At 60.9% G+C, this 20,978-nt stretch carries 21 protein-coding genes; 17 read left to right on the top strand and 4 right to left on the bottom strand.

From position 1 onward, the window contains the following. Positions 1-13: 13 nt before the first annotated feature. The 16 genes from iscA to OQ248_RS16345 all read left to right on the top strand — a co-directional run bounded on the left by iscA (position 14) and on the right by OQ248_RS16345 (position 14,722). The gene (gene iscA / locus OQ248_RS16270) at positions 14-337 is read left to right on the top strand and encodes an iron-sulfur cluster assembly protein IscA (RefSeq protein WP_003227904.1); all 324 of its coding nucleotides are present in this window, start codon (positions 14-16) and stop codon (positions 335-337) included. Positions 338-345: 8 nt separating this feature from the next. Beyond that, a complete protein-coding gene (gene hscB / locus OQ248_RS16275) occupies positions 346-867 on the top strand; it encodes a co-chaperone HscB (protein WP_085709397.1) in 522 nt (173 codons plus the stop codon). A 51-nt stretch (positions 868-918) separates the two neighbouring features. Next, positions 919-2,784 (top strand): Fe-S protein assembly chaperone HscA, encoded by a 1,866-nt coding sequence (hscA, locus tag OQ248_RS16280; RefSeq protein WP_248742671.1) that lies wholly within the window; start codon positions 919-921, stop codon positions 2,782-2,784. After that, complete coding sequence (gene fdx / locus OQ248_RS16285) at positions 2,784-3,125, top strand: ISC system 2Fe-2S type ferredoxin (protein WP_041071821.1); 342 nt, start codon at positions 2,784-2,786, stop codon at positions 3,123-3,125. Before hscA ends, fdx begins: the two co-directional genes overlap by 1 nt. 14 nt (positions 3,126-3,139) lie before the next feature. Beyond that, the gene (iscX, locus tag OQ248_RS16290; protein ID WP_085709399.1) at positions 3,140-3,340 is read left to right on the top strand and encodes a Fe-S cluster assembly protein IscX; all 201 of its coding nucleotides are present in this window, start codon (positions 3,140-3,142) and stop codon (positions 3,338-3,340) included. Between the two features lie 88 nt (positions 3,341-3,428). Then, positions 3,429-3,854: a nucleoside-diphosphate kinase gene (gene ndk / locus OQ248_RS16295; RefSeq protein ID WP_003227894.1), complete on the top strand. Its 426-nt coding sequence runs from the start codon at positions 3,429-3,431 to the stop codon at positions 3,852-3,854. Positions 3,855-3,882: 28 nt separating this feature from the next. Continuing rightward, positions 3,883-5,031, top strand: a complete 1,149-nt coding sequence (rlmN, locus tag OQ248_RS16300; protein ID WP_085709400.1) for a 23S rRNA (adenine(2503)-C(2))-methyltransferase RlmN — start codon at positions 3,883-3,885, stop codon at positions 5,029-5,031. 12 nt (positions 5,032-5,043) lie between these two features. Continuing rightward, positions 5,044-5,802: a type IV pilus biogenesis/stability protein PilW gene (gene pilW, locus OQ248_RS16305; protein ID WP_085709401.1), complete on the top strand. Its 759-nt coding sequence runs from the start codon at positions 5,044-5,046 to the stop codon at positions 5,800-5,802. Beyond that, positions 5,802-6,812, top strand: coding sequence for a RodZ family helix-turn-helix domain-containing protein (locus OQ248_RS16310; protein ID WP_265813317.1), 1,011 nt, complete (start codon positions 5,802-5,804; stop codon positions 6,810-6,812). The genes pilW and OQ248_RS16310 overlap by 1 nt, the downstream gene beginning before the upstream one ends. Before the next feature lie 3 nt (positions 6,813-6,815). Beyond that, positions 6,816-7,925, top strand: a complete 1,110-nt coding sequence (gene ispG, locus OQ248_RS16315; protein WP_007956680.1) for a flavodoxin-dependent (E)-4-hydroxy-3-methylbut-2-enyl-diphosphate synthase — start codon at positions 6,816-6,818, stop codon at positions 7,923-7,925. 22 nt (positions 7,926-7,947) lie between these two features. Next, positions 7,948-9,237 (top strand): histidine--tRNA ligase, encoded by a 1,290-nt coding sequence (hisS, locus tag OQ248_RS16320; RefSeq protein WP_134828010.1) that lies wholly within the window; start codon positions 7,948-7,950, stop codon positions 9,235-9,237. Between the two features lie 41 nt (positions 9,238-9,278). Then, complete coding sequence (locus OQ248_RS16325; protein ID WP_265813318.1) at positions 9,279-9,920, top strand: tetratricopeptide repeat protein; 642 nt, start codon at positions 9,279-9,281, stop codon at positions 9,918-9,920. Continuing rightward, complete coding sequence (bamB, locus tag OQ248_RS16330; protein ID WP_265813319.1) at positions 9,913-11,064, top strand: outer membrane protein assembly factor BamB; 1,152 nt, start codon at positions 9,913-9,915, stop codon at positions 11,062-11,064. Before OQ248_RS16325 ends, bamB begins: the two co-directional genes overlap by 8 nt. A 140-nt stretch (positions 11,065-11,204) precedes the next feature. Beyond that, entirely contained in the window at positions 11,205-12,677 is a 1,473-nt protein-coding gene (der, locus tag OQ248_RS16335; RefSeq protein WP_248739310.1) for a ribosome biogenesis GTPase Der, read from the top strand. A gap of 117 nt (positions 12,678-12,794) precedes the next feature. Then, on the top strand, positions 12,795-13,943 hold the full coding sequence (locus OQ248_RS16340) for a pyridoxal phosphate-dependent aminotransferase (RefSeq protein ID WP_248739309.1): 1,149 nt from the start codon (positions 12,795-12,797) through the stop codon (positions 13,941-13,943). Further along, positions 13,931-14,722: an amidohydrolase gene (locus OQ248_RS16345; protein ID WP_085734105.1), complete on the top strand. Its 792-nt coding sequence runs from the start codon at positions 13,931-13,933 to the stop codon at positions 14,720-14,722. Before OQ248_RS16340 ends, OQ248_RS16345 begins: the two co-directional genes overlap by 13 nt. A gap of 202 nt (positions 14,723-14,924) precedes the next feature. Here OQ248_RS16345 and leuA read toward each other — a convergent pair whose 3' ends face one another. The 4 genes from leuA to OQ248_RS16365 all read right to left on the bottom strand — a co-directional run bounded on the left by leuA (position 14,925) and on the right by OQ248_RS16365 (position 20,072). Beyond that, the gene (leuA, locus tag OQ248_RS16350; RefSeq protein WP_085709408.1) at positions 14,925-16,604 is read right to left on the bottom strand and encodes a 2-isopropylmalate synthase; all 1,680 of its coding nucleotides are present in this window, start codon (positions 16,602-16,604) and stop codon (positions 14,925-14,927) included. Between the two features lie 365 nt (positions 16,605-16,969). Continuing rightward, the gene (locus OQ248_RS16355; RefSeq protein WP_265813320.1) at positions 16,970-17,791 is read right to left on the bottom strand and encodes a peptidoglycan DD-metalloendopeptidase family protein; all 822 of its coding nucleotides are present in this window, start codon (positions 17,789-17,791) and stop codon (positions 16,970-16,972) included. Positions 17,792-17,794: 3 nt separating this feature from the next. After that, positions 17,795-19,174, bottom strand: coding sequence for an exodeoxyribonuclease VII large subunit (gene xseA, locus OQ248_RS16360; protein ID WP_265813321.1), 1,380 nt, complete (start codon positions 19,172-19,174; stop codon positions 17,795-17,797). 10 nt (positions 19,175-19,184) lie between these two features. Beyond that, a complete protein-coding gene (locus OQ248_RS16365) occupies positions 19,185-20,072 on the bottom strand; it encodes a LysR family transcriptional regulator (protein WP_265813322.1) in 888 nt (295 codons plus the stop codon). Between the two features lie 101 nt (positions 20,073-20,173). Between OQ248_RS16365 and OQ248_RS16370 the strand changes: the two genes are divergently transcribed. Continuing rightward, positions 20,174-20,941, top strand: a complete 768-nt coding sequence (locus OQ248_RS16370) for a sulfite exporter TauE/SafE family protein (RefSeq protein WP_265813323.1) — start codon at positions 20,174-20,176, stop codon at positions 20,939-20,941. Positions 20,942-20,978 lie beyond the last annotated feature (37 nt).

Here is a 20,978-nt window from a genome sequence, read left to right on the forward strand (position 1 = left end):
TAAGGAGTCAACGATGGCTATCAGCATGACAGAAGCGGCTGCTCGACACGTGCGACGCTCCCTCGACGGGCGCGGCAAGGGTGAAGGGATTCGTCTGGGTGTTCGCACCACGGGCTGTTCCGGCCTTGCCTACGTGCTGGAGTTTGTCGACGAGGTGGTTGCAGAAGATCAGGTGTTCGAGAGTCACGGCGAAAAAGTGATTATCGACCCCAAGAGCCTGGCTTACCTCGACGGCACCGAGCTCGATTTCGTCAAGGAAGGGTTGAACGAAGGCTTCAAGTTCAACAATCCCAACGTGCGCGGTGAGTGTGGCTGCGGCGAAAGCTTCAACATCTGAGGCTGGTCGTGGGAACTCCTTGTCATTTCGCTTTATTCGAGCTGCAACCGGGCTTTCGTCTGGATCTCGAGCAACTGGCCACGCGCTATCGCGAGCTGGCGCGCGGCGTTCATCCTGATCGCTTTGCCGACGCTTCCGAGCGTGAGCAGCGTTCGGCGCTCGAGCAGTCTGCACGGCTCAACGATGCCTATCAGACGCTCAAGAGTCCGGCCCAGCGTGCACGTTACCTGCTGACCATCAGCGGTCATGAAGTGCCGATGGAAGTCACGGTCCACGATCCCGAGTTTCTTCTGCAGCAGATGCAATGGCGCGAAGAGCTCGAAGATCTGCAGGACAGTGCCGACCTGGCGGGTGTCGCGACCTTCAAGCGTCGCCTGAAAACCGCTCAGGAGCAGCTGAACGAAAGCTTCGCAGCCTGTTGGGATGATGCAGCGCAACGTGAACAGGCCGAACGCCTGATGCGGCGCATGCAGTTCCTCGACAAGCTCACCTACGAAGTGCGCCAGTTAGAAGAGCGCCTCGACGATTAACCCAGTGCCGCTCCGGTCGCACGCCTGATATACAGATAAGTCCTGATCACGATGGCCCTACTGCAGATCGCCGAACCCGGCCAAAGTCCTCAACCGCACCAGCGTCGTCTGGCTGTGGGGATCGACTTGGGCACTACCAATTCGCTGGTCGCTGCGTTGCGCAGTGGTCTTTCCGAGCCGCTGGCCGATGCCGAAGGGCGGGTCATCCTGCCTTCCGCTGTGCGTTATCACGCCGATCGTGTCGAAGTCGGCGAGTCGGCCAAACTGGCCGCGTCCTCCGATCCCCTGAATACCGTGCTGTCGGTCAAGCGCCTGATGGGTCGTGGCCTGTCCGACGTCAAGCAATTGGGCGATCAACTGCCGTACCGTTTTGTCGGTGGCGAATCGCACATGCCGTTCATCGACACCGTGCAGGGCCCGAAAAGCCCGGTCGAAGTCTCCGCCGATATCCTCAAAGTGCTGCGTCAGCGTGCTGAAGCCACCCTCGGGGGCGAGCTGGTCGGTGCGGTGATTACCGTTCCGGCCTATTTCGACGACGCTCAGCGCCAGGCTACGAAGGATGCGGCAAAACTCGCCGGTCTGAACGTACTGCGTCTGCTCAACGAGCCGACCGCCGCTGCGGTGGCTTATGGGCTGGATCAGCATGCCGAAGGCCTGGTCGCCATTTATGACCTGGGCGGCGGTACTTTCGATATTTCGATTCTGCGCCTGACTGGCGGCGTTTTCGAAGTTCTGGCAACCGGCGGCGACAGCGCGCTGGGTGGCGATGACTTCGACCACGCGATTGCCGGCTGGATCATCGAAAGCGCGGGCCTGTCCGCCGATCTCGATCCGGGTGCGCAGCGCAATCTGCTGCAAACCGCCTGCGCGGCCAAAGAAGCCCTGACGAATGCCGGCAGTGTTGAAGTTGCTTATGGCGACTGGAAAGCACAGCTGACCCGCGAGGCCTTCGACGCACTGATCGAGCCGATGGTTGCCCGCAGTCTGAAAGCCTGCCGTCGTGCCGTTCGCGACTCCGGTATCGAGCTGGAAGACGTGCATGCCGTGGTCATGGTCGGTGGTTCGACCCGCGTTCCGCGTGTTCGCGAAGCTGTCGCCGAAGCCTTCGGCCGGCAGCCGCTGACCGAAATCGACCCGGATCAGGTGGTGGCTATCGGTGCCGCGATCCAGGCCGATACACTGGCCGGCAACAAGCGCGATGGCGGCGAACTGCTGCTGCTCGATGTGATTCCGCTGTCCCTGGGGCTGGAAACCATGGGCGGCCTGATGGAGAAGGTGATTCCGCGCAACACCACCATCCCCGTCGCTCGCGCCCAGGACTTCACTACATATAAAGACGGCCAGTCGGCCATGGCGATCCATGTGTTGCAGGGCGAGCGCGAGCTGATCAGTGACTGCCGCTCCCTGGCGCGTTTCGAATTGCGCGGTATCCCGGCGATGGTGGCGGGCGCGGCGAAGATTCGCGTGACGTTCCAGGTCGATGCCGACGGTCTGCTCAGCGTCTCTGCCCGTGAACTGGGTTCGGGCGTTGAGGCCAGCATTCAGGTCAAACCGTCCTACGGTCTGACCGACGGCGAAATTGCCAAGATGCTCAAGGATTCGTTCCAGCACGCCAATGACGACAAGGTCGCTCGCGTTCTGCGTGAGCAGCAAGTCGATGCCCAGCGCCTGATCGAAGCGGTGCAGGGCGCTCTGGAGGCGGATGGCGAGCGTTTGCTCGACGCCGAAGAGCGCATGGTCATCGATCTGCAGGTGCAGGAACTGACCGAACTGATGAAAGGTACCGATGGTTACGCCATCGAGCAGCAGACCAAGCGTCTGTCGCAAGTGACCGATGCTTTTGCTGCCCGTCGTATGGATCAGACGGTGAAAGCCGCTCTGTCGGGGCGCAACCTGAATGAAATCGAGGATATCTGATGCCGCAGGTCATTTTTCTGCCCCACGAGAAGTTCTGCCCTGAAGGCATGGTGGTCGAGGCTGAGCCCGGCACTTCGATTCTCGAGCTGGCCCACGAACACCACATCGAGATGGAAAGCGCCTGCGGTGGCGTCTGCGCCTGCACCACTTGTCACTGCATCATCCGCGAGGGTTTCGACTCGCTGGAAGAAGCTGACGAGTTGGAGGAAGATTTCCTCGATCGTGCCTGGGGTCTGGAGGCGCAGTCGCGCCTGGCCTGTCAGGCCATCGTCGGCGAGGAAGACCTCACCGTCGAGATTCCGAAATATTCGCTTAACCATGCGGCCGAAGCGCCGCACTGACTGGTAAGACTGTCATGAGCTACGGTTGGAATGATGTTCAACGTATTGCAGAAGAGTTGGCTGAGGCCAAGCCGGGTGTAGATCCGTATTCTGTCAATTTCGTCGAGTTGCAGCAGTGGATCAAGGAGCTGCCTGACTTCGACGCTAACTCTGGCCGGGTCGGCGAGAAGGTGTTGGAAGCGGTTCAGCAGCTCTGGAATGATGAAATAGACTGATCATCCTTGCAGGTTAGGCAATACCCAAGAACCCGCGTATAATTCGCGGGTTTAATTTTTCGCAAATTACCGTTTCTGGAGTTACACCATGGCTGTTCAACGTACTTTCTCCATCATCAAGCCTGACGCCGTTGCAAAAGGCGCTGCCGGCGAAATCGTTACCCGTTTCGAAAAGGCTGGTCTGAAAGTGGTTGCTTCGAAAATGAAGCAACTGTCCAAAGCCGAAGCTGAAGGCTTCTACGCTGAGCACAAAGAGCGCGGTTTCTTCGGTGACCTGGTTGCTTTCATGATCTCCGGTCCGGTTGTTGTTCAGGTTCTGGAAGGCGAAAACGCCATCGCTCGCAACCGCGAGCTGATGGGCGCTACCAACCCTAAAGAAGCTGCTGCCGGCACCATCCGTGCTGACTTCGCTGAGTCGATCGACGCCAACGCCGTTCACGGTTCGGACTCCGAAGCCGCTGCCGCTCGCGAAATCTCGTACTTCTTCGCAGCTACTGAAGTAACCACTCGCTAAGCATTGGCTTAAGAGTGAAGGTGAATCCATGACTACATCGACTGTTAAAACCAACCTGCTGGGGCTGACCCAGCCGGAAATGGAAAAATTCTTCGACTCAATCGGGGAGAAGCGTTTCCGTGCCGGTCAGGTAATGAAATGGATTCACCACTTTGGCGTCGATGATTTCGACGCCATGACGAACGTCAGCAAGGCCTTGCGCGAAAAGCTCAAGGCTGTTGCTGAAGTTCGCGGTCCCGAAGTGGTCAGCGAGGACATTTCCAGCGACGGCACCCGCAAGTGGGTGGTGCGCGTGGCGTCCGGCAGTTGCGTCGAGACCGTTTACATTCCCCAGGGCAAACGCGGCACTCTGTGCGTTTCGTCCCAGGCAGGCTGTGCCCTGGACTGCAGTTTCTGCTCCACCGGCAAGCAAGGCTTCAACAGCAACCTCACCGCCGCCGAAGTCATCGGCCAGGTGTGGATTGCCAACAAATCCTTCGGCAGTGTTCCGGCTACCATCGACCGCGCCATCACCAACGTGGTGATGATGGGCATGGGCGAACCACTGCTGAACTTCGACAACGTCGTGGCCGCCATGCATCTGATGATGGATGATCTGGGCTACGGGATCTCCAAGCGCCGCGTGACCCTGTCCACGTCGGGTGTGGTGCCGATGATCGATGAGCTGGCCAAGCACATCGACGTGTCCCTGGCGTTGTCCCTGCACGCACCGAATGACGCATTGCGTAACCAATTGGTGCCGATCAACAAGAAATATCCGCTTAAGATGCTCCTCGATTCGTGTGTGCGCTACATGTCCGCCCTGGGCGAGAAGCGTGTGCTGACCATCGAGTACACCTTGCTCAAGGACGTCAACGACAAGCTTGAGCACGCCGTGGAAATGATCGAGTTGCTCAAGGATATTCCCTGCAAGATCAACCTGATTCCGTTCAACCCGTTCCCGCATTCCGGTTACGAGCGGCCGAGCAACAACGCGATTCGCCGGTTCCAGGATCAGCTGCATCAGGCAGGCTATAACGTGACCGTGCGCACCACCCGTGGTGAAGACATCGACGCGGCTTGCGGTCAATTGGTAGGGCAGGTGCTGGATCGCACCCGTCGCAGCGAACGTTACATCGCCGTGCGCGAATTGAGCGCCGACAGCGATCTGGCACAGAACGCCGCGAACACTAACTAAGAGAGGATCTCTATGTCCCTGCGCTTTGCGCTGCTGTTGCTGTTGGCCAGCCTGTGTGCTGGCTGTGTCCTGTCGGGCGATTACAACCCGATGAAGACCAGCAAGGGCCGCGACGAAGCGCGGGCTGCCTACGTGCAGCTGGGGCTGGGGTACTTGCAGCAAGGCATGACCGAGCGGGCCAAGGTTCCGTTGAAAAAGGCCCTCGAGCTGGACGGTTCCGATCCCGATGCCAACGCCGCTCTTGGGCTGGTCTTTCAGTCCGAGATGGAGCCGAAGCTGGCCGACGAACACTTTCGCAAGGCACTGTCCTCCCGTCCTGCCGATGCCCGCATCCTCAACAATTACGGCAGTTTTCTCTACGAAGAACAGCGTTACAAGGAAGCCTACGAGCGTTTTGAACAGGCCGCCGCCGATACCCTGTATCCTGAGCGTTCCCGTGTGTTCGAGAACCTCGGCATGACGGCGTCCAAGCTTGGCCAGCGTGATCTGGCCCAGCAGCAACTGGAAAAAGCATTGCGTTTGAACCGTCAGCAACCACGGGCGTTGCTGGAAATGGCTGAGTTGTCATTCGAAGACAGGCATTATGTGCCCGCGCGTGACTATTACGACCGTTTCAGCCAGCTGTCCGAGCAAAATGCACGTAGTCTGTTGCTCGCGGTTCGGTTGGCAAAAGTGTTTGAAGATCGCGACAAGGCCGCCAGTGCGGGCCTGCAATTAAAACGACTCTATCCCGGTACGCCGGAATATCAGCAATACCTGTCGGAGCAATGATGAAAGCGGCGCATCCCGAAGTTGTAGCAGCGAATCGCGTTAACCCCGGTGAGACCTTGCGCCAGGCCCGCGAAAGCAATGGCTGGTCGCTGGCCGAAGTGGCCCTCAAGCTCAACCTCACCGTGACTTCCCTGACCAACCTCGAAGCCGGTGCGTTCGACAAGCTGCCGGGGCATACTTTCGCTCGCGGCTATATTCGCGCCTATGCCAAATTGCTCGGCATGGATCAGGCGGTCCTGGTCCAGCAGTTCGACCAGTCCACCGGCACCGATTCCCAGGGCAGCAATGTCCACGCTTTGGGCCGGATCGAAGAGCCGGTTCGTGTTTCCCACACCATTTTGCGGATCGTCAGCCTGTTGCTGTTGATCGCGGTCATCGGCGGCGGTTTTGTCTGGTGGCAGGATCAGACCTCGCTGCGCACCAAGGATCTGACCAGTCTGGCCCCGGAGCACGTTGAAGTCGAAGGCGCCGATGGCACCACGCAGATTCATCCGATCGACGAGCCGGAAGACCAGGCCGTTACCGAAGGTCAGACCGAGGGCGCGACGGCGCTGGCACTGCCCCAATCGGAAACCGCTGCCGAATCGACCGGCGCCGAGCCCGTCGTTCCGGCAACCGCACCGGCCGTACCTGCTGCCCCGGCCCCGGTTGTCGCCACTCCGGCTGCACCTGCCCCTAATGTTCCGGCGGCTCCGGCACCGACCGTCACCGCACCCGTTGTCCCGGCCACCCCGGCACCCACCGCAGAAACCACTGCTCCGGCAGCAGGCGAAGGTCAGGTGCAACTGCAGTTCACCGCTGATTGCTGGGCACAGGTCACCGATGGTCGCGGCAAGGTTCTGTTCAGCGGTCTGAAACATAAAGGCGACAGCGTCTCCGTGGCAGGCAAGCCACCGCTGGCCGTGCGTCTGGGTGTTGCCCGGGCAGCGCAGGTCAGCTACAACGGCCAGCCGGTCGATGTCGCTCCGTTCACCAGTGGCGAGACTGCTCGCCTGAAGTTGGGTCAATAAGTCATGCACGGCGAATCTCCAATCAAACGTCGCGAATCGCGCAAGATCTGGGTCGGTAACGTGCCTGTGGGTGGCGATGCACCTATCGCGGTGCAGAGCATGACCAACAGTGACACCAACGATGTCGCGGCCACTGTCGCCCAGATCAACCGTCTGGAAGCCGCTGGCGTCGACATCGTTCGCGTATCGGTGCCGGACATGGACGCCGCCGAGGCGTTCGGCAAGATCAAGCAACTGGTCAAGGTGCCGCTGGTTGCCGACATCCACTTCGACTACAAGATCGCTTTGCGCGTGGCCGAACTGGGTGTGGACTGCCTGCGCATCAACCCGGGCAACATCGGTCGCGAAGACCGCGTGCGTGCGGTGGTCGATGCCGCCCGTGACCGCGGGATTCCGATCCGCATCGGTGTCAACGCCGGTTCCCTGGAAAAAGACCTGCAGAAGAAATATGGCGAACCGACCCCGGCCGCGCTGGTCGAGTCGGCGCTGCGTCACGTCGAACACCTCGAACGCCTGAATTTCCAGGACTTCAAGGTCAGCGTGAAGGCTTCCGACGTGTTCATGGCCGTCGAAGCCTACCGCCTGCTGGCGAAGGAAATCGTCCAGCCGCTGCACCTGGGCATCACCGAAGCCGGTGGATTGCGCTCCGGTACAGTGAAATCCGCCGTGGGCCTAGGTATGCTGCTCGCCGAGGGGATTGGCGATACCATCCGCATCTCGCTGGCGGCCGATCCGGTCGAGGAAGTGAAAGTCGGTTACGACATCCTCAAGTCTTTGCACCTGCGTTCCCGTGGCATCAACTTCATCGCCTGCCCGAGCTGCTCGCGGCAGAACTTCGATGTGGTCAAGACCATGAACGAGCTGGAAGGGCGCCTTGAAGACCTGCTGGTGCCGCTGGATGTTGCGGTGATCGGTTGCGTGGTCAATGGCCCCGGCGAAGCCAAGGAAGCCCATATCGGCTTGACCGGCGGTACGCCGAACCTGATTTACATCGACGGCAAGCCGTCGCAGAAACTGACGAATGACAATCTGGTGGACGAGCTGGAAAAGCTGATCCGCGAGAAAGCGGCCGAGAAGGTCGAAGCCGACGCAGCGGTCATCGCGCGCGGCTGATCGAACGAATTAAGGAATTTCTGTGAGCAAGTCCCTGCAAGCCATTCGTGGCATGAACGACATCCTGCCGGAACAGACCCCGGTATGGCGCTACTTCGAAGGCACCGTTTCGCGTTTGCTGGATAACTACGGTTACAAGCAGATCCGCATGCCGATCGTCGAGTTCACCGAGCTGTTCAAGCGCTCGATCGGCGAAGTGACCGACATCGTCGAAAAAGAGATGTACACCTTCGACGACCGCAACGGCGACTCCCTGACCCTGCGTCCGGAAGGCACCGCTGCGTGCGTGCGTGCCGTGCTCGAGCACGGCATCACTGGCGGTGGCCAGGTGCAGAAACTCTGGTACATCGGCCCGATGTTCCGTCACGAGCGTCCGCAGAAAGGTCGTTATCGCCAGTTCCACCAGATCGGTCTGGAAGTCTTCAACCTCGACGGTCCGGACATCGACGCCGAGTTGATCATCATGACCTGGCGCCTGTGGGGCGAGCTGGGCATCCGTGATGCGGTCAAGCTCGAACTCAACAGCCTGGGTACCAGCGAGTCCCGCGGCCGTTATCGTGAAGCGCTGGTCGAGTACCTCTCGGCGCACCACGACAAACTGGACGAAGACAGCCAGCGTCGCCTGAAAACCAACCCGTTGCGCGTGCTCGACACCAAAAATGCCGACACCCAGGCGGTGCTGGTCGATGCGCCGAAAATGGCGGATTACCTGGATGACGAGTCCCGTGCCCACTTCGAAGGTCTGAAGTCGCGTCTGGATGCTGTCGGCATTCCTTACGTGCTCAACCCGAAACTGGTACGCGGTCTCGATTACTACAGCAAAACCGTATTCGAATGGGTCACCGACAAGCTCGGCGCCCAGGGCACTGTGTGCGCGGGCGGCCGTTACGACGGTCTGGTCGAGCAGATGGGCGGCAAGCCGACCCCGGGCGTCGGTTTCGCCATGGGCATCGAGCGTCTGGTGCTGATGCTGGAAACCCTGGAGCAGATCCCGCAAGAACTCGCCCGTCAGGTCGACGTCTACCTCTGCGCCTTCGGCGAAGAAGCGGAGCTGGCCGGTCTGGCCCTGGCCGAGCGTGTACGCGACCAGTTGCCTAACCTGCGCCTGCAGGTCAATGCCGGTGCCGGCAGCTTCAAGAGCCAGTTCAAGAAAGCCGACAAGAGCGGTGCGCTGTACGCGCTGATCCTCGGTGACGACGAAATGGCACAGCAAGTGGTAGGTTTCAAACCCCTGCGTGGCCAGGGCGAACAACAAAGCATTGCCTGGGATGCGCTTGCCGCTCACCTGGCCACCTGCGTCGTGCAGGGTTGAAGCTGTTTAAACAGCCGATTTAGCGATTAAGGAGTATTGGGGTGTCGAGTACCGAAGACGAACAGTTGGCGGATTTGAAGGACTGGTGGACACGCAACGGCAAACCTCTGGTCACTGGCGGCCTGTTGGCGCTGGTCATCGTGTTCGGCTGGCAGGCATTTCACAAGTATCAGAGCAACCAGTCGCAAGGCGCCTCGGTGCTCTATCAGCAATTGCTGGAAACCACGCTGACCCCGGACGGCAAGCCTGACGCTGCGCGCGTTGCGGATCTGGCCGGCAAGCTCAACCGTGAATTCGGCGGGACTGCCTACGCGCAGTACGGCAGCCTGTTCGTGGCCAAGGTCGCGGTCGACAGCGGCAAGCTGGACGACGCGGCGACCGAACTGAAGGCAATCGTTGCCAAACCGGCCAACGCGGCGCTGGGTGAAATCGCCCGTCAGCGTCTGGCGCAGGTGCTGGGTGCACAGAACAAGGCGGATGAAGCCCTGAAACTGCTTGAAGGCGATGCCGACAAGTCGTTCCTGGCCACTCGCGAAGAACTCAAGGGCGACCTGCTGGTACAGCTGGGCCGCACTGACGAAGCGAACGCGGCGTATCAAAAAGCCAAGGCGGCACTGTCGGATGAAGCGGCAGTCGGCGGCCTTCAAATCAAGCTGGACGACCTGGCCAAAGGGGATGCGTGACGTGATCGGTTGGAAGCATGCAGCATTGCTGGCTCTGGCCATTCTGGCCACGGGTTGCAGCAGCAACAGCACAAAAGAACTGCCACCAGCCGAACTGACTTCCTTCAAGGAAGAAGTGGTTCTGCACAAAGTGTGGAGCCGTTCGATCGGTGACGGTCAGGGCGAAACCTACAACATGCTGGTACCGGCGATCGATGGTGACACCATCTACGCCGCCGACGTGACCGGCATCGTGATGGCCATGGATCGCAGCAACGGCGACGTGAAGTGGAAGAAAGAACTGGATGTGCCAGTCTCCGGCGCCGTCGGCGTGGGTTACGGTCTGGTTCTGGTCGGCACGCTGCGTGGCGACGTCATCGCTCTCGACACCATCAATGGCGAAGAGAAGTGGCGCGCTCGCGTGACCAGTGAAGTGTTGGCGCCACCAGCCAGCAACGGCGACATCGTGGTCGTGCAGACCCAGGACGATCGTCTGATCGGTCTGGATGCCTCCACCGGTCACCAGCGCTGGGTGTATGACAGCACCCCGGCCGTACTGACCCTGCGTGGCACCAGTGCGCCGCTCGCGACCAACCGTCTCGCGGTGGCTGGCCTGTCGACCGGTAAAGTGGTCGCTCTGGACATTTCCAACGGCGTGCCGGTCTGGGAACAACGGATCGCGATTCCGCAAGGTCGTTCGGAGCTGGAGCGCGTGGTCGACATCGACGGCGGTCTGCTGCTGTCCGGCGGCACACTGTACGTTGCCAGTTATCAGGGTCGCGTTGCGGCGCTGGACCTGGAAAGCGGCCGTCAACTGTGGCAGCGCGATGCGTCGAGCTACGCCGGTATCGCCCAGGGTTTCGGCAACGTCTACGTGAGCCTGTCTTCGGGCACCGTTGAAGGCGTCGACGAGCGTTCGACCACTGCACTGTGGACCAACGATTCGCTGGCCCGCCGTCAACTGTCGGCTCCGGAAGTGTTCTCCAGCTACGTTGCAGTCGGTGACCTGGACGGTTACCTGCATCTGCTGAGTCAGGTGGACGGTCGTTTCGTCGGCCGCGAGCGCATCGACAGCGACGGCCTGCGTGCCCGTCCGCTGGTGGTGGGTGACACGATTTACGTGTATGGCAACAGCGGCAAACTGGAAGCCCTGACCATCAAGTAATGGTTTGACTATGCTTGGGGTTGATCCCCAAGCGGCCCTGCTCCGGCAGGGTTTGCAACATCCATGGGTGTTGCCCCGAGCACCAGCCGCTGCCTCGCAGCGGCTTTTGTATTTTCTGAAATAACGAAGTGGAGAGCCGCATGGTTCCCGTAATCGCCCTGGTGGGCCGACCGAACGTCGGCAAGTCCACCTTGTTCAACCGCCTGACCAGGACTCGCGACGCCATCGTCGGCGACTTGTCCGGTCTGACCCGTGATCGCCAGTACGGTGAGGCCAAGTGGCAAGGGCGTTCCTACATTCTGATCGACACCGGCGGTATCTCCGGTGATGAACATGGTATGGACGAAAAAATGGCCGAGCAGTCGCTGCTGGCCATCGAAGAAGCGGATGTCGTTCTGTTCCTGGTAGATGCCAAGGCCGGTTTCACCGCCGCCGACCAGATGATCGGCGAACACCTGCGCAAACGTAACAAGCGTTCCTATGTGGTCGCCAACAAAGTCGACAACATCGATCCGGAAATGGCTCGCGCCGAATTCGCGCCGATGGGCATGGGCGATGCGATCCCGATTGCCGGCGCCCATGGTCGCGGCATCACTCAATTGCTGGAAATCGCCCTGAGCTCGTTCCCGAAAGATGAGGACGAGCTGCCGGAAGGCGAAGAGCAGGAAGAAGTCGCCGAAGGCGAGGAAGCCAAGCGCATTCCAGGCCCGAGCGAAAAGGACGGCATCAAGATCGCCATCATCGGCCGGCCGAACGTCGGCAAGTCGACGCTGGTCAACCGCATGCTCGGTGAAGAACGAGTGATCGTCTACGACCAGCCGGGCACCACTCGCGACAGTATCTACATCCCGTTCGAGCGTAACGACGAGAAGTACACGCTGATCGACACTGCCGGTGTGCGCAAGCGCGGCAAGATCCACGAAGAAGTCGAAAAGTTCTCCGTGGTCAAAACCCTGCAGGCGATCAAAGACGCCAACGTGGTGATCTTCGTGATGGACGCCCGCGAAGGTGTGGTCGATCACGACCTCAACCTGCTGGGCTTCGCCCTCGAGTCCGGCCGTGCGCTGGTCATCGCGCTGAACAAGTGGGATGGCATGACTCCGGGCGAGCGTGACTATGTGAAGACCGAACTGGAACGCCGGTTGTTCTTCGTCGACTTCGCCGACATCCACTTCATCTCGGCGCTGCACGGTACCGGCGTGGGCAACCTCTACGCTTCGGTGCAGAACTCGTTCAAGTCGGCGGTCACCCGCTGGCCGACCAGCCGTCTGACCCAGATCCTCGAAGACGCAGTCAGCGAGCACCAGCCACCGATGGTCAACGGCCGCCGGATCAAGCTGCGTTATGCCCACCTCGGTGGCGCCAACCCGCCGCTGATCGTGATCCACGGCAACCAGATCGAGAAAGTGCCGAACTCGTACGTGCGCTATCTGGAAAACACTTACCGCCGTGTGCTCAAACTGGTCGGTACGCCGATCCGTATCGAGTTCAAGGGCGGCGAGAACCCGTACGAAGGCAACAAGAACACGCTGACCGACCGCCAGGTCAACAAGAAGCGTCGTTTGATGTCGCACAACAAGAAGGCCAGCAAGAAGCGCCGCGACAAGCGCTGATCCCGGTCATCAAGAGAGAAGGGCGCCGTCTGGCGCCCTTTTTTTATGGGCGCCGGATGGGCTATCCTCGGGCTCTCCCGCGCCGTCGTCAGTGCCGGGGCAGAGCAGGGAACCCCGATGATCAACAGCAAGCTGCCGAATGTCGGCATCACTATTTTCACGCAGATGTCTCAGCTCGCGGCACAGACCGGAGCCATCAACCTGTCCCAGGGTTTTCCCGATTTCGACGGCCCGCAGTCGCTGCGCGATGCGGTCGGTCGGCACATCGCCAGCGGCCATAACCAGTATTCGCCCATGACCGGCCTGCCGGCCCTGCGCCAGCAGATTGCGGCGAAGATCGCCCGCAGCTATGGCGTGAATGTCGATGCCGATCACGAGGTGACCGTCACTCCCGGCGCGACCCAGGCGATCTTCTGTGCGATTCAGGCGGTTATCCACAGCGGTGACGAAGTCATCGTGTTCGACCCGGCCTATGACAGCTACGAGCCGTCGGTGGAGCTGGCCGGCGGGCGCTGCGTGCATGTGCAACTCGGTCTGGAGGATTTCTCCATCGACTTCGACAAGCTCAGTGCAGCGCTGAGCCCGCGCACGCGGATGATCATCCTAAACACCCCGCACAACCCGAGCGGCGCGCTGATCAGTCGCGCGGAGCTGGACCAGTTGGCGGCGCTGATCCGCGATCGTGACATCTATGTGATCAGCGACGAAGTCTACGAACACCTGGTGTACGACGGCGTTCCGCATGTGAGCGTGCTGGCCCATGAAGAGTTGTATCAGCGCGCATTCGTGGTCAGCTCGTTCGGCAAGACCTATCACGTTACCGGCTGGAAAACCGGCTACGTCGTGGCGCCGCCGGCCCTGACCGCCGAACTGCGCAAGGTGCACCAGTACGTCAGTTTTTGTGGCGTGACGCCGCTGCAATATGCGCTGGCCGATTACATGGCCGAACATCCGGAACACGTCGAAGAACTGCCGGGTTTCTATCAGGCCAAGCGCGATCTGTTCTGTGATCTGCTGGAACCGTCGCGATTCAGCTTCACCCGGGTCACCGGCACTTATTTCCAACTGGTCGATTACTCACAGATCCGTCCCGACCTGAACGATGTCGAGATGGCGATGTGGATGACTCGCGAACATGGTGTGGCGAGCATCCCGGTGTCGGTTTTCTACCAGAATCCACCTGAAGGCCAGCGCCTGGTGCGTCTGTGCTTCGCCAAACGCGAGGAGACGCTGCGGGAAGCGGCGGCAAAACTATGCGTGATTTGAGTGCTTTACCCGATCTCAACCTGGCGCTGATCCAGACCAGCCTGGCCTGGCATGATCGTCAGGCCAACCTCGAGCATTTCGATGCGTTGCTGGAGCAGGCGCGCGGGGCGGATCTGATTATCCTGCCGGAAATGTTCACTACCGGATTCTCCATGGAATCCGAAACCCTGGCGGAAGCCGAAAACGGCCCGACCAGCAAATGGATGAAGGCACAGGCGGCGAAGCTCAATGCGGTGATCACCGGCAGCGTGATCATCCAGGCCGCCGACGGCAGCCATCGCAATCGCCTGCTATGGGCGCGCCCGGACGGCGAAGTGTGGCATTACGACAAGCGTCATCTGTTCCGCATGGCCGGCGAGCACAATCACTACACCCCCGGCGAACGCCAGGTGCAGTTCGAACTCAAGGGCTGGCGCATCCGGCCGCTGATTTGCTACGACTTGCGTTTCCCGGTGTGGAGCCGCGATGCACAAGACACCGACCTGCTGCTGTACACCGCCAATTGGCCAGGGGCACGACGTCTGCACTGGAACCGTTTGCTGCCGGCGCGGGCGATTGAAAACCTGTGTTACGTCGCGGCCGTGAACCGTGTCGGCACTGACGGCAAGGGTTTTGCCTACACCGGCGACAGTCAGGTGCTGGACTTCCAGGGCGAGACCCTGCTGGCGGCGGGGGAGGCGGACGGGGTGTTCAAGGCCGTACTGGAAGCTGCACCGCTGGCGGCTTACCGCGAGCGATTCCCGGCTAATCTGGATGCGGACACGTTCGAGTTCACCTGAGTTTTTACGTTGTCAGTGCGGGCCTCTTCGCGGGCGAGCCCGCTCCCACAGTAACCGGTGTGTGCTCAATGTCATTTACACCAGAAAACCCTGTGGGAGCGGGCTTGCCCGCGAAGAGGCCAGTTCAGGCAACATAAAGCCAGCAGGCATAAAAAAGGCCCCGGAGTTCGCACTCCGGGGCCTTTTGCATTTCAGCGGTGAGTTATGCCGCTTTCGCTTCCGGCTGGCTCAGCGAGCGGTTGAGCGCGCTGAACAGTGCCTTGAAGCTGGCGGTGGTGATGTTTTCATCGATACCCACGCCGTGCACGGCACGTTCGCCATTCACACGCAGCTCGATATAAGCCGCTGCCTTGGCGTTGGTACCCGCGCCGATGGCGTGTTCGTTGTAGTCCATGATCTCCACCGGAATCGGCAGACCGGCTACCAGTGCTTCCAGCGCACCGTTGCCCTTGCCGCGCCAGTGCAGGTTGGTTTCGCCCTGGCCCTTGCTTGCCACTTCCACTTCGACGGCGCTGTGGCCGTTTTCTTCCTGCAGGCGATGGCTGACCAGCGCATACGGGGTGTTGGCTTGCAGGTACTCGGTGTGCAGCAGCGAGTGGATCTGCTGGGCAGTCATTTCCAGGCCCAGGCGATCGGTTTCACGCTGCACGACCTGACTGAACTCGATCTGCATGCGACGCGGCAGGCTGATGCCGTACTCCTGCTCCAGCAGGTAGGCGATGCCGCCCTTGCCCGACTGGCTGTTGACGCGGATCACCGCCTCGTAGCTGCGGCCGATGTCGGCCGGGTCGATCGGCAGGTACGGCACTTCCCACAGGGTGTCCGGTTTCTGCTGGGCGAAGCCCTTGCGGATCGCGTCCTGGTGGGAACCGGAGAACGCGGTGTGCACCAGGTCGCCGACGTACGGATGACGCGGGTGAACCTGAATCTGGTTGCATTCTTCGACGACCTTGCGCACGCCGTCGATGTCGGAGAAGTCCAGTTGCGGGTCGAGGCCCTGGGTGTACATGTTCAGTGCCACGGTCACGAGGTCGACGTTGCCGGTACGCTCGCCGTTGCCGAACAGGCAGCCTTCGACGCGGTCGGCACCGGCCATCAGGCCCAGCTCGGTGGCGGCCACACCGGTGCCACGGTCGTTGTGGGTGTGCAGGCTGATGATCACGCTGTCACGACGGTTGATGTTGCGGTGGAACCACTCGATCTGGTCGGCGTAGACGTTCGGGGTCGCGCATTCAACGGTGGCCGGCAGGTTGAGGATGATCTTGTGCTCGGGCGTCGGGTTCCAGACCTCGATCACGGCGTCACAGACTTCCTTGGCGAATTCCAGCTCAGTGGCGCTGAAGGTTTCCGGCGAGTATTCGAAGGTCCACTCGGTGTCCGGCTGCATGGCAGCGTATTTGACGAACAGCTTGGCGGCGTTTACGGCGATGGCCTTGATGCCGTCCTTGTCCTGGTTGAAGACGATGCGACGGAAAGACGGGGAAGTGGCGTTGTACAGGTGAACGATCGCCTTCTTCGCCCCGCGCAGGGATTCGAAGGTGCGCTCGATCAGATCTTCACGACCCTGGGTCAGCACCTGGATGGTGGTGTCGTCCGGGATGTGGCCGTCTTCGATCAGGGTACGCACGAAGTCGAAGTCGGTTTGCGAAGCCGCCGGAAACGACGCTTCGATTTCTTTCACACCGACCTGCACCAGGGTTTTCCAGAAGCGCAGCTTTTTCACCGCGTCCATCGGCTCGATCAACGACTGGTTGCCGTCACGCAGGTCGGAGCTGCACCAGATCGGCGCGGCATCGATGGTTTTCGACGGCCAGGTGCGATCCGGCAGATTGATCACGGGAAACGCGCGGTATTTCGAAGACGGGTCTTTGAGCATGCTCATCGGGAAATTCCTTATTGTCTGGGCCGAAAAGAGGCGGCCTGCCGGTGGAACGAATGTTCGGAGAAGCTTGGGACGAGGCGCAACGATTCAGCCCGGCAGTCGTGCGCTGACAAGGCACAGGCTGCGGTGCTGGCGAAGCTGAATAAGGGTGTGAGAGGTTTTCATGCCTTCAACCCTAACCGCGGGGGATGAGGATGGCAAGCAGTCGAAAAAAATTGAGAGGAATACCCGGAAAGCAGTTTTTTCCGAGATTTTATTCTTGATATGGCGGTTATTGTTTGTGGGGATTGCGCAGACCATTCGTCGTGCGCAATCCCTGTGGGAGCGAGCCTGCTCGCGATGAGGCCAGTCGCCTCACCCGCAAATCAAGGCTGGAAAGCCCCAATGAAAATCGCTGGATCGACCCTCGCGTCGTTCAGACTGACGTTCCAGTGCATGTGCGGCCCGGTCGCCCGACCCGTGGCACCCACCTTGCCCACCACCGCGCCGCGAGCCAGTTGCTGGCCATTTTGCACATCGATCTTCGACATGTGGCAGAACATGCTGATAAAGCCCTGGCCGTGGTCGACGAACACGGTGTTGCCATTGAAGAAGTAGTTGCCGATCAGGATCACCTTGCCCGCCGCCGGGGTCTTGATCGGTGTGCCGGCCGGTACTGCGAAGTCGAGGCCGGCGTGCGGATTGCGTTCTTCACCGTTGAAGAAACGGCGCACGCCGAACTTGCTCGACAGCGGCCCGTTGACCGGTTTGTCCAGCAACAGGTTGCTCGGTGTGTTCGGGCTGAAGCTGCGGTAGGCCTTGATCTGCTCGGCCAGTTCACCCTCGATGCGCTTGAGGTTCGCCGGGTTCGGATTGACCTGTTGCGTGTTCTTCAGGGTGATGTGCTGTTCCGGGTATTTCTTGTTGCCGACGGTGAAGTTCAGGTTTCGGCCGCCGCTGCTGATCTGCTGGGGGCCGGGTTTGACGGTCAGCGGAACGCCGACAATCGCCAGCCAGTTGTTCTGTTCCTTGACCACCAACACCGGTTTGCCTTGGTACGTGGCCTTCGGCGCTTGCGCGGCGGCGCCCAGATCGACGACGGCTACGCCGCCCGGCACCGGTTTGTTCAGCAGGCGGGTGATGTAACTGTCGGCGTGGGCGTTGAAGCTCAGGCACAGCAACAACAGCGGAGCAAGAAAACGGGGCATGGATCAGTCCAGTAGAGAGAGAGTGACAGGCGTCAGGTGATTGTCCTCGACGCGCACTTGCAGTTCGCCTTCGCCCAGTCTGGCTTTCAGACGCTGGCCGGTGTGGGTTTGCGCCGCGTTGCGGATCGCGTTGCCACGCTCGTCGAGCAGAATGCTGTAGCCACGGCCGAGGGTCGCCAGTGGGCTGACCACGTGCAGGGTCTGCATCTGGCTTTGCAGCTGCAGGCGCCGGCGTTTCAGGCCTTCGTTCATGGCGCGTGGCAGGCGTTCGGCGAGGCTGTCGAGGCGCTGGCGCAGCAGGGCCAGTTGTCGTCCGGGATGTTGCCCGGCCAGACGGGTTTCCAGACGAATCAGGCGTTCGCGGCGGGTATTGAGCTGGCGCTCAAAGGCCCGGCGCATGCGCATGTCCAGGTCATCCAGACGCTGTGCCTGCTGGCGCAGTCGTTCACCGGGATGGCGCAGACGGCGGGCCATTCCTTCCAGTCGCAGACGATCACGCATCAAGCGGTCGCGCATGCGCATCACCAGTCGACGGTGCAGGCTCTCGACCTGGCGGATCAGGTGGCTGGAATCCGGAGCGAGCAATTCGGCTGCCGCAGAAGGCGTCGGCGCACGGACGTCGGCCACAAAGTCGCTGATCGACACGTCGGTTTCATGGCCGACGGCGCTGACGATCGGTGTCACGCACGCATCCACCGCTCGGGCCACGGCTTCTTCGTTGAAGCACCAGAGGTCTTCCAGCGAACCGCCGCCACGGGCCAGGATCAGCGCATCGAAGCCCCGGGCATCCGCGAGTTTCAGGGCGCGGACGATCTGCGCCGTGGCCTCACGGCCCTGAACGGCGGTGGGGATCAGGGTCAGCTTGACCTGCGGCGCACGGCGTCGGAACACGCTGATGATGTCGCGGATCACCGCGCCGGTCGGCGAACTGATGATGCCGATGTGCTGCGGATGGGCCGGCAGCGGCACTTTGCGCTCGGAACTGAACAGCCCTTCGGCGCTGAGCTTTTCCTTCAAGGCATCGAAGGCCAGGCGCAGGGCGCCGTCACCGGCAGGCTCCACGGTGTCGAGGATCAACTGATAGTCGCCACGCCCTTCGAACAGCGAGACCTTGCCACGCACCTTGACCGCCAGACCGTCTTTCAGCGCCTGGCGCACCCGCGCAGCGTTCTGGCGAAACAGTGCGCAACGCACCTGCGCGCCGCTGTCCTTGAGCGTGAAATACACGTGGCCGGACGCCGGGCGGGCGAGGTTGGAGATTTCGCCTTCGACCCAGATGTTGCTGAACACGTCTTCGAGCAACACCCGCGCGCGGCCGTTGAGCTGGCTGACAGTCAGGACTTCGCGGTCGAGGCCGAGTCTTGCAAAGGGATCTTTAATCATGGGGCGCAGTTTAAAGGCTTTCGCCGGTGAATGTCTGGAGGAAGTGTTGCACCAGTGGTGTGGGATTTTGCCGAAAGGCGAGGGCGACAGTGCTCTGGCAATCGCCGGTCAGTGGCACAAATCTCACACCAGCGGGCGCGATGTCCTGCATCGACTCCGGCAGCAGGGCGATGCCGAAACCGGCCTGGATCAATTGCAGTTGCGTGGTCTTGCGTGACATCACCCGTGCAGCCTGGGGGAAGAAACCGTGACGCATGCACAGGTCGGCGCACAAATAGCTCAGTCCGCCGCGTTGCGGATGGGGGATGGAAATGAACGCTTCGTCCTTCAATTGCGCCAGATCGACTGGCTCCGTCAACGCCAGTCGATGATCCGCCGGCACGGCAAGCAGCAAGCGTTCGGTGTAGAGCGGAACAACTTGAACACCTTCGCGCTGGCGCAGCACCGGCAGACGCAGCAAACCGATGTCGAGCCGTCCCTCGGCCAGTTCTTCGAGCTGCGTTTCCGAAGACAACGTGCCGATGTCCAGCGAAACCCCGGGCTGCTGTTCCAGGTAAGCGCTCATGTCGCGCAACAGTTGGCCGCTAATCGGCACTGTGCTGGAGTGGCAGAGACGCAACGTGCCGCGCTGGCCTTGGCCGATTTCCGTGGCAAGGGTGCTGGCCTTGTTTAATTCGTTAAGCAGGTTTCTCGCCCGGGGCAAGAACGCTTCGCCAGCGGCAGTAAGCCGGGGCTGGCGTGCCGTGCGTTCGAACAGCGGCGTCTGCAGGCGGGTTTCCATGTCCTTGATCTGCCGGCTCAGCGCCGACTGGGCAATGAACAGGCGTTCGGCAGCAGCGCTGAAGCTGCCGCACTCGGCAATTTCCACGAAGTAACGCAATTGACGGGTTGAAAGCACGAGGCATGCCTTTTCGAGATGGCTTGGCGGTTTCGATGATATTAGTCGCAACCCTCGGCGCTGGCTAAAGTCATCACAGGCTTATTAAAGGAAGCGAGCGGATGAGTGTGGCGGGGTTGTTGAGCGAATGGTCGTGGGGCTTCGGGGGCTGGGCAGTCATCGGAGTGGGTGTCGCGCTGGCCTACATCGTGTTCGGCATTGCCGGTTTCGGCACGGCGCTGGTGGCGGGGCCGATCCTGATCCTGTTCATGCCGCTGTCGAAAATCGTGCCGTTACTGGTGTTGCTGGATTTTGTCGCTGCGTTCGGCAATCTGCTGCCATCGCGCAGAGATGTAGCGAAGCCGGAGTTGCTGCGGCTGCTGCCGTGTATGGCGGTCGGGTGCACGCTGGGAGTGATTTTCCTGCTCAACCTCAAGTCCGATCTGCTGTTGTTGCTGATGGGGCTGTTCATCAGTGCCTATGCGGTTTACAGCTTGTGGATCAAGGCGCGGCCGGCGCAGTTGTCTGCCGTGTGGGCGTTGCCGATGGGCACGGTAGGTGGGCTGTTCGGGGCGTTGTTCGGCAGTGGCGGCTTTCTTTATGCGATCTACCTCAACAGCCGACTGCCCAAGGACGCGGCCCGGGCCACGCAAAGTGCGCTGATCAGTTGCAGCACGGTGGTGCGTTTGAGTCTGTTCGCCATCGCCGGGGTGTATGCCGAGCTACCCTTGTTGATGCTCGCGCTGTGTCTGTTGCCGGCCATGGCGCTGGGCTTGTGGATCGGGCGACGGCTGACCATGCGTTTGTCCCGCGAGGCCTTTGTGCGGCTGGTGACCTGGCTGGTGCTGGCGAGCGGTCTGGCGTTGATCGGCCGCTATTTAAGCACTTGACCGGATTGTCTCAGGGATTAAGCTGCCGGCCGCGTTC

This window comes from Pseudomonas sp. COW5 (genome assembly GCF_026240005.1).
Taxonomy (GTDB): Bacteria; Pseudomonadota; Gammaproteobacteria; order Pseudomonadales; family Pseudomonadaceae; genus Aquipseudomonas; species Aquipseudomonas kribbensis.

Excerpts from the sequence above, each read along its gene's own strand:
- iscA (WP_003227904.1), top strand. The coding sequence starts at position 14 with ATGGCTATCAGCATGACAGAAGCGGCTGCTCGACACGTGCGACGCTCC.
- hscA (WP_248742671.1), top strand. The coding sequence starts at position 919 with ATGGCCCTACTGCAGATCGCCGAACCCGGCCAAAGTCCTCAACCGCAC.
- fdx (WP_041071821.1), top strand. The coding sequence starts at position 2,784 with ATGCCGCAGGTCATTTTTCTGCCCCACGAGAAGTTCTGCCCTGAAGGC.
- iscX (WP_085709399.1), top strand. The coding sequence starts at position 3,140 with ATGAGCTACGGTTGGAATGATGTTCAACGTATTGCAGAAGAGTTGGCT.
- ndk (WP_003227894.1), top strand. The coding sequence starts at position 3,429 with ATGGCTGTTCAACGTACTTTCTCCATCATCAAGCCTGACGCCGTTGCA.
- rlmN (WP_085709400.1), top strand. The coding sequence starts at position 3,883 with ATGACTACATCGACTGTTAAAACCAACCTGCTGGGGCTGACCCAGCCG.
- pilW (WP_085709401.1), top strand. The coding sequence starts at position 5,044 with ATGTCCCTGCGCTTTGCGCTGCTGTTGCTGTTGGCCAGCCTGTGTGCT.
- OQ248_RS16310 (WP_265813317.1), top strand. The coding sequence starts at position 5,802 with ATGAAAGCGGCGCATCCCGAAGTTGTAGCAGCGAATCGCGTTAACCCC.
- ispG (WP_007956680.1), top strand. The coding sequence starts at position 6,816 with ATGCACGGCGAATCTCCAATCAAACGTCGCGAATCGCGCAAGATCTGG.
- bamB (WP_265813319.1), top strand. The coding sequence starts at position 9,913 with ATGCGTGACGTGATCGGTTGGAAGCATGCAGCATTGCTGGCTCTGGCC.
- der (WP_248739310.1), top strand. The coding sequence starts at position 11,205 with ATGGTTCCCGTAATCGCCCTGGTGGGCCGACCGAACGTCGGCAAGTCC.
- OQ248_RS16340 (WP_248739309.1), top strand. The coding sequence starts at position 12,795 with ATGATCAACAGCAAGCTGCCGAATGTCGGCATCACTATTTTCACGCAG.
- OQ248_RS16345 (WP_085734105.1), top strand. The coding sequence starts at position 13,931 with ATGCGTGATTTGAGTGCTTTACCCGATCTCAACCTGGCGCTGATCCAG.
- leuA (WP_085709408.1), bottom strand. The coding sequence starts at position 16,604 with ATGAGCATGCTCAAAGACCCGTCTTCGAAATACCGCGCGTTTCCCGTG.
- OQ248_RS16355 (WP_265813320.1), bottom strand. The coding sequence starts at position 17,791 with ATGCCCCGTTTTCTTGCTCCGCTGTTGTTGCTGTGCCTGAGCTTCAAC.
- xseA (WP_265813321.1), bottom strand. The coding sequence starts at position 19,174 with ATGATTAAAGATCCCTTTGCAAGACTCGGCCTCGACCGCGAAGTCCTG.
- OQ248_RS16370 (WP_265813323.1), top strand. The coding sequence starts at position 20,174 with ATGAGTGTGGCGGGGTTGTTGAGCGAATGGTCGTGGGGCTTCGGGGGC.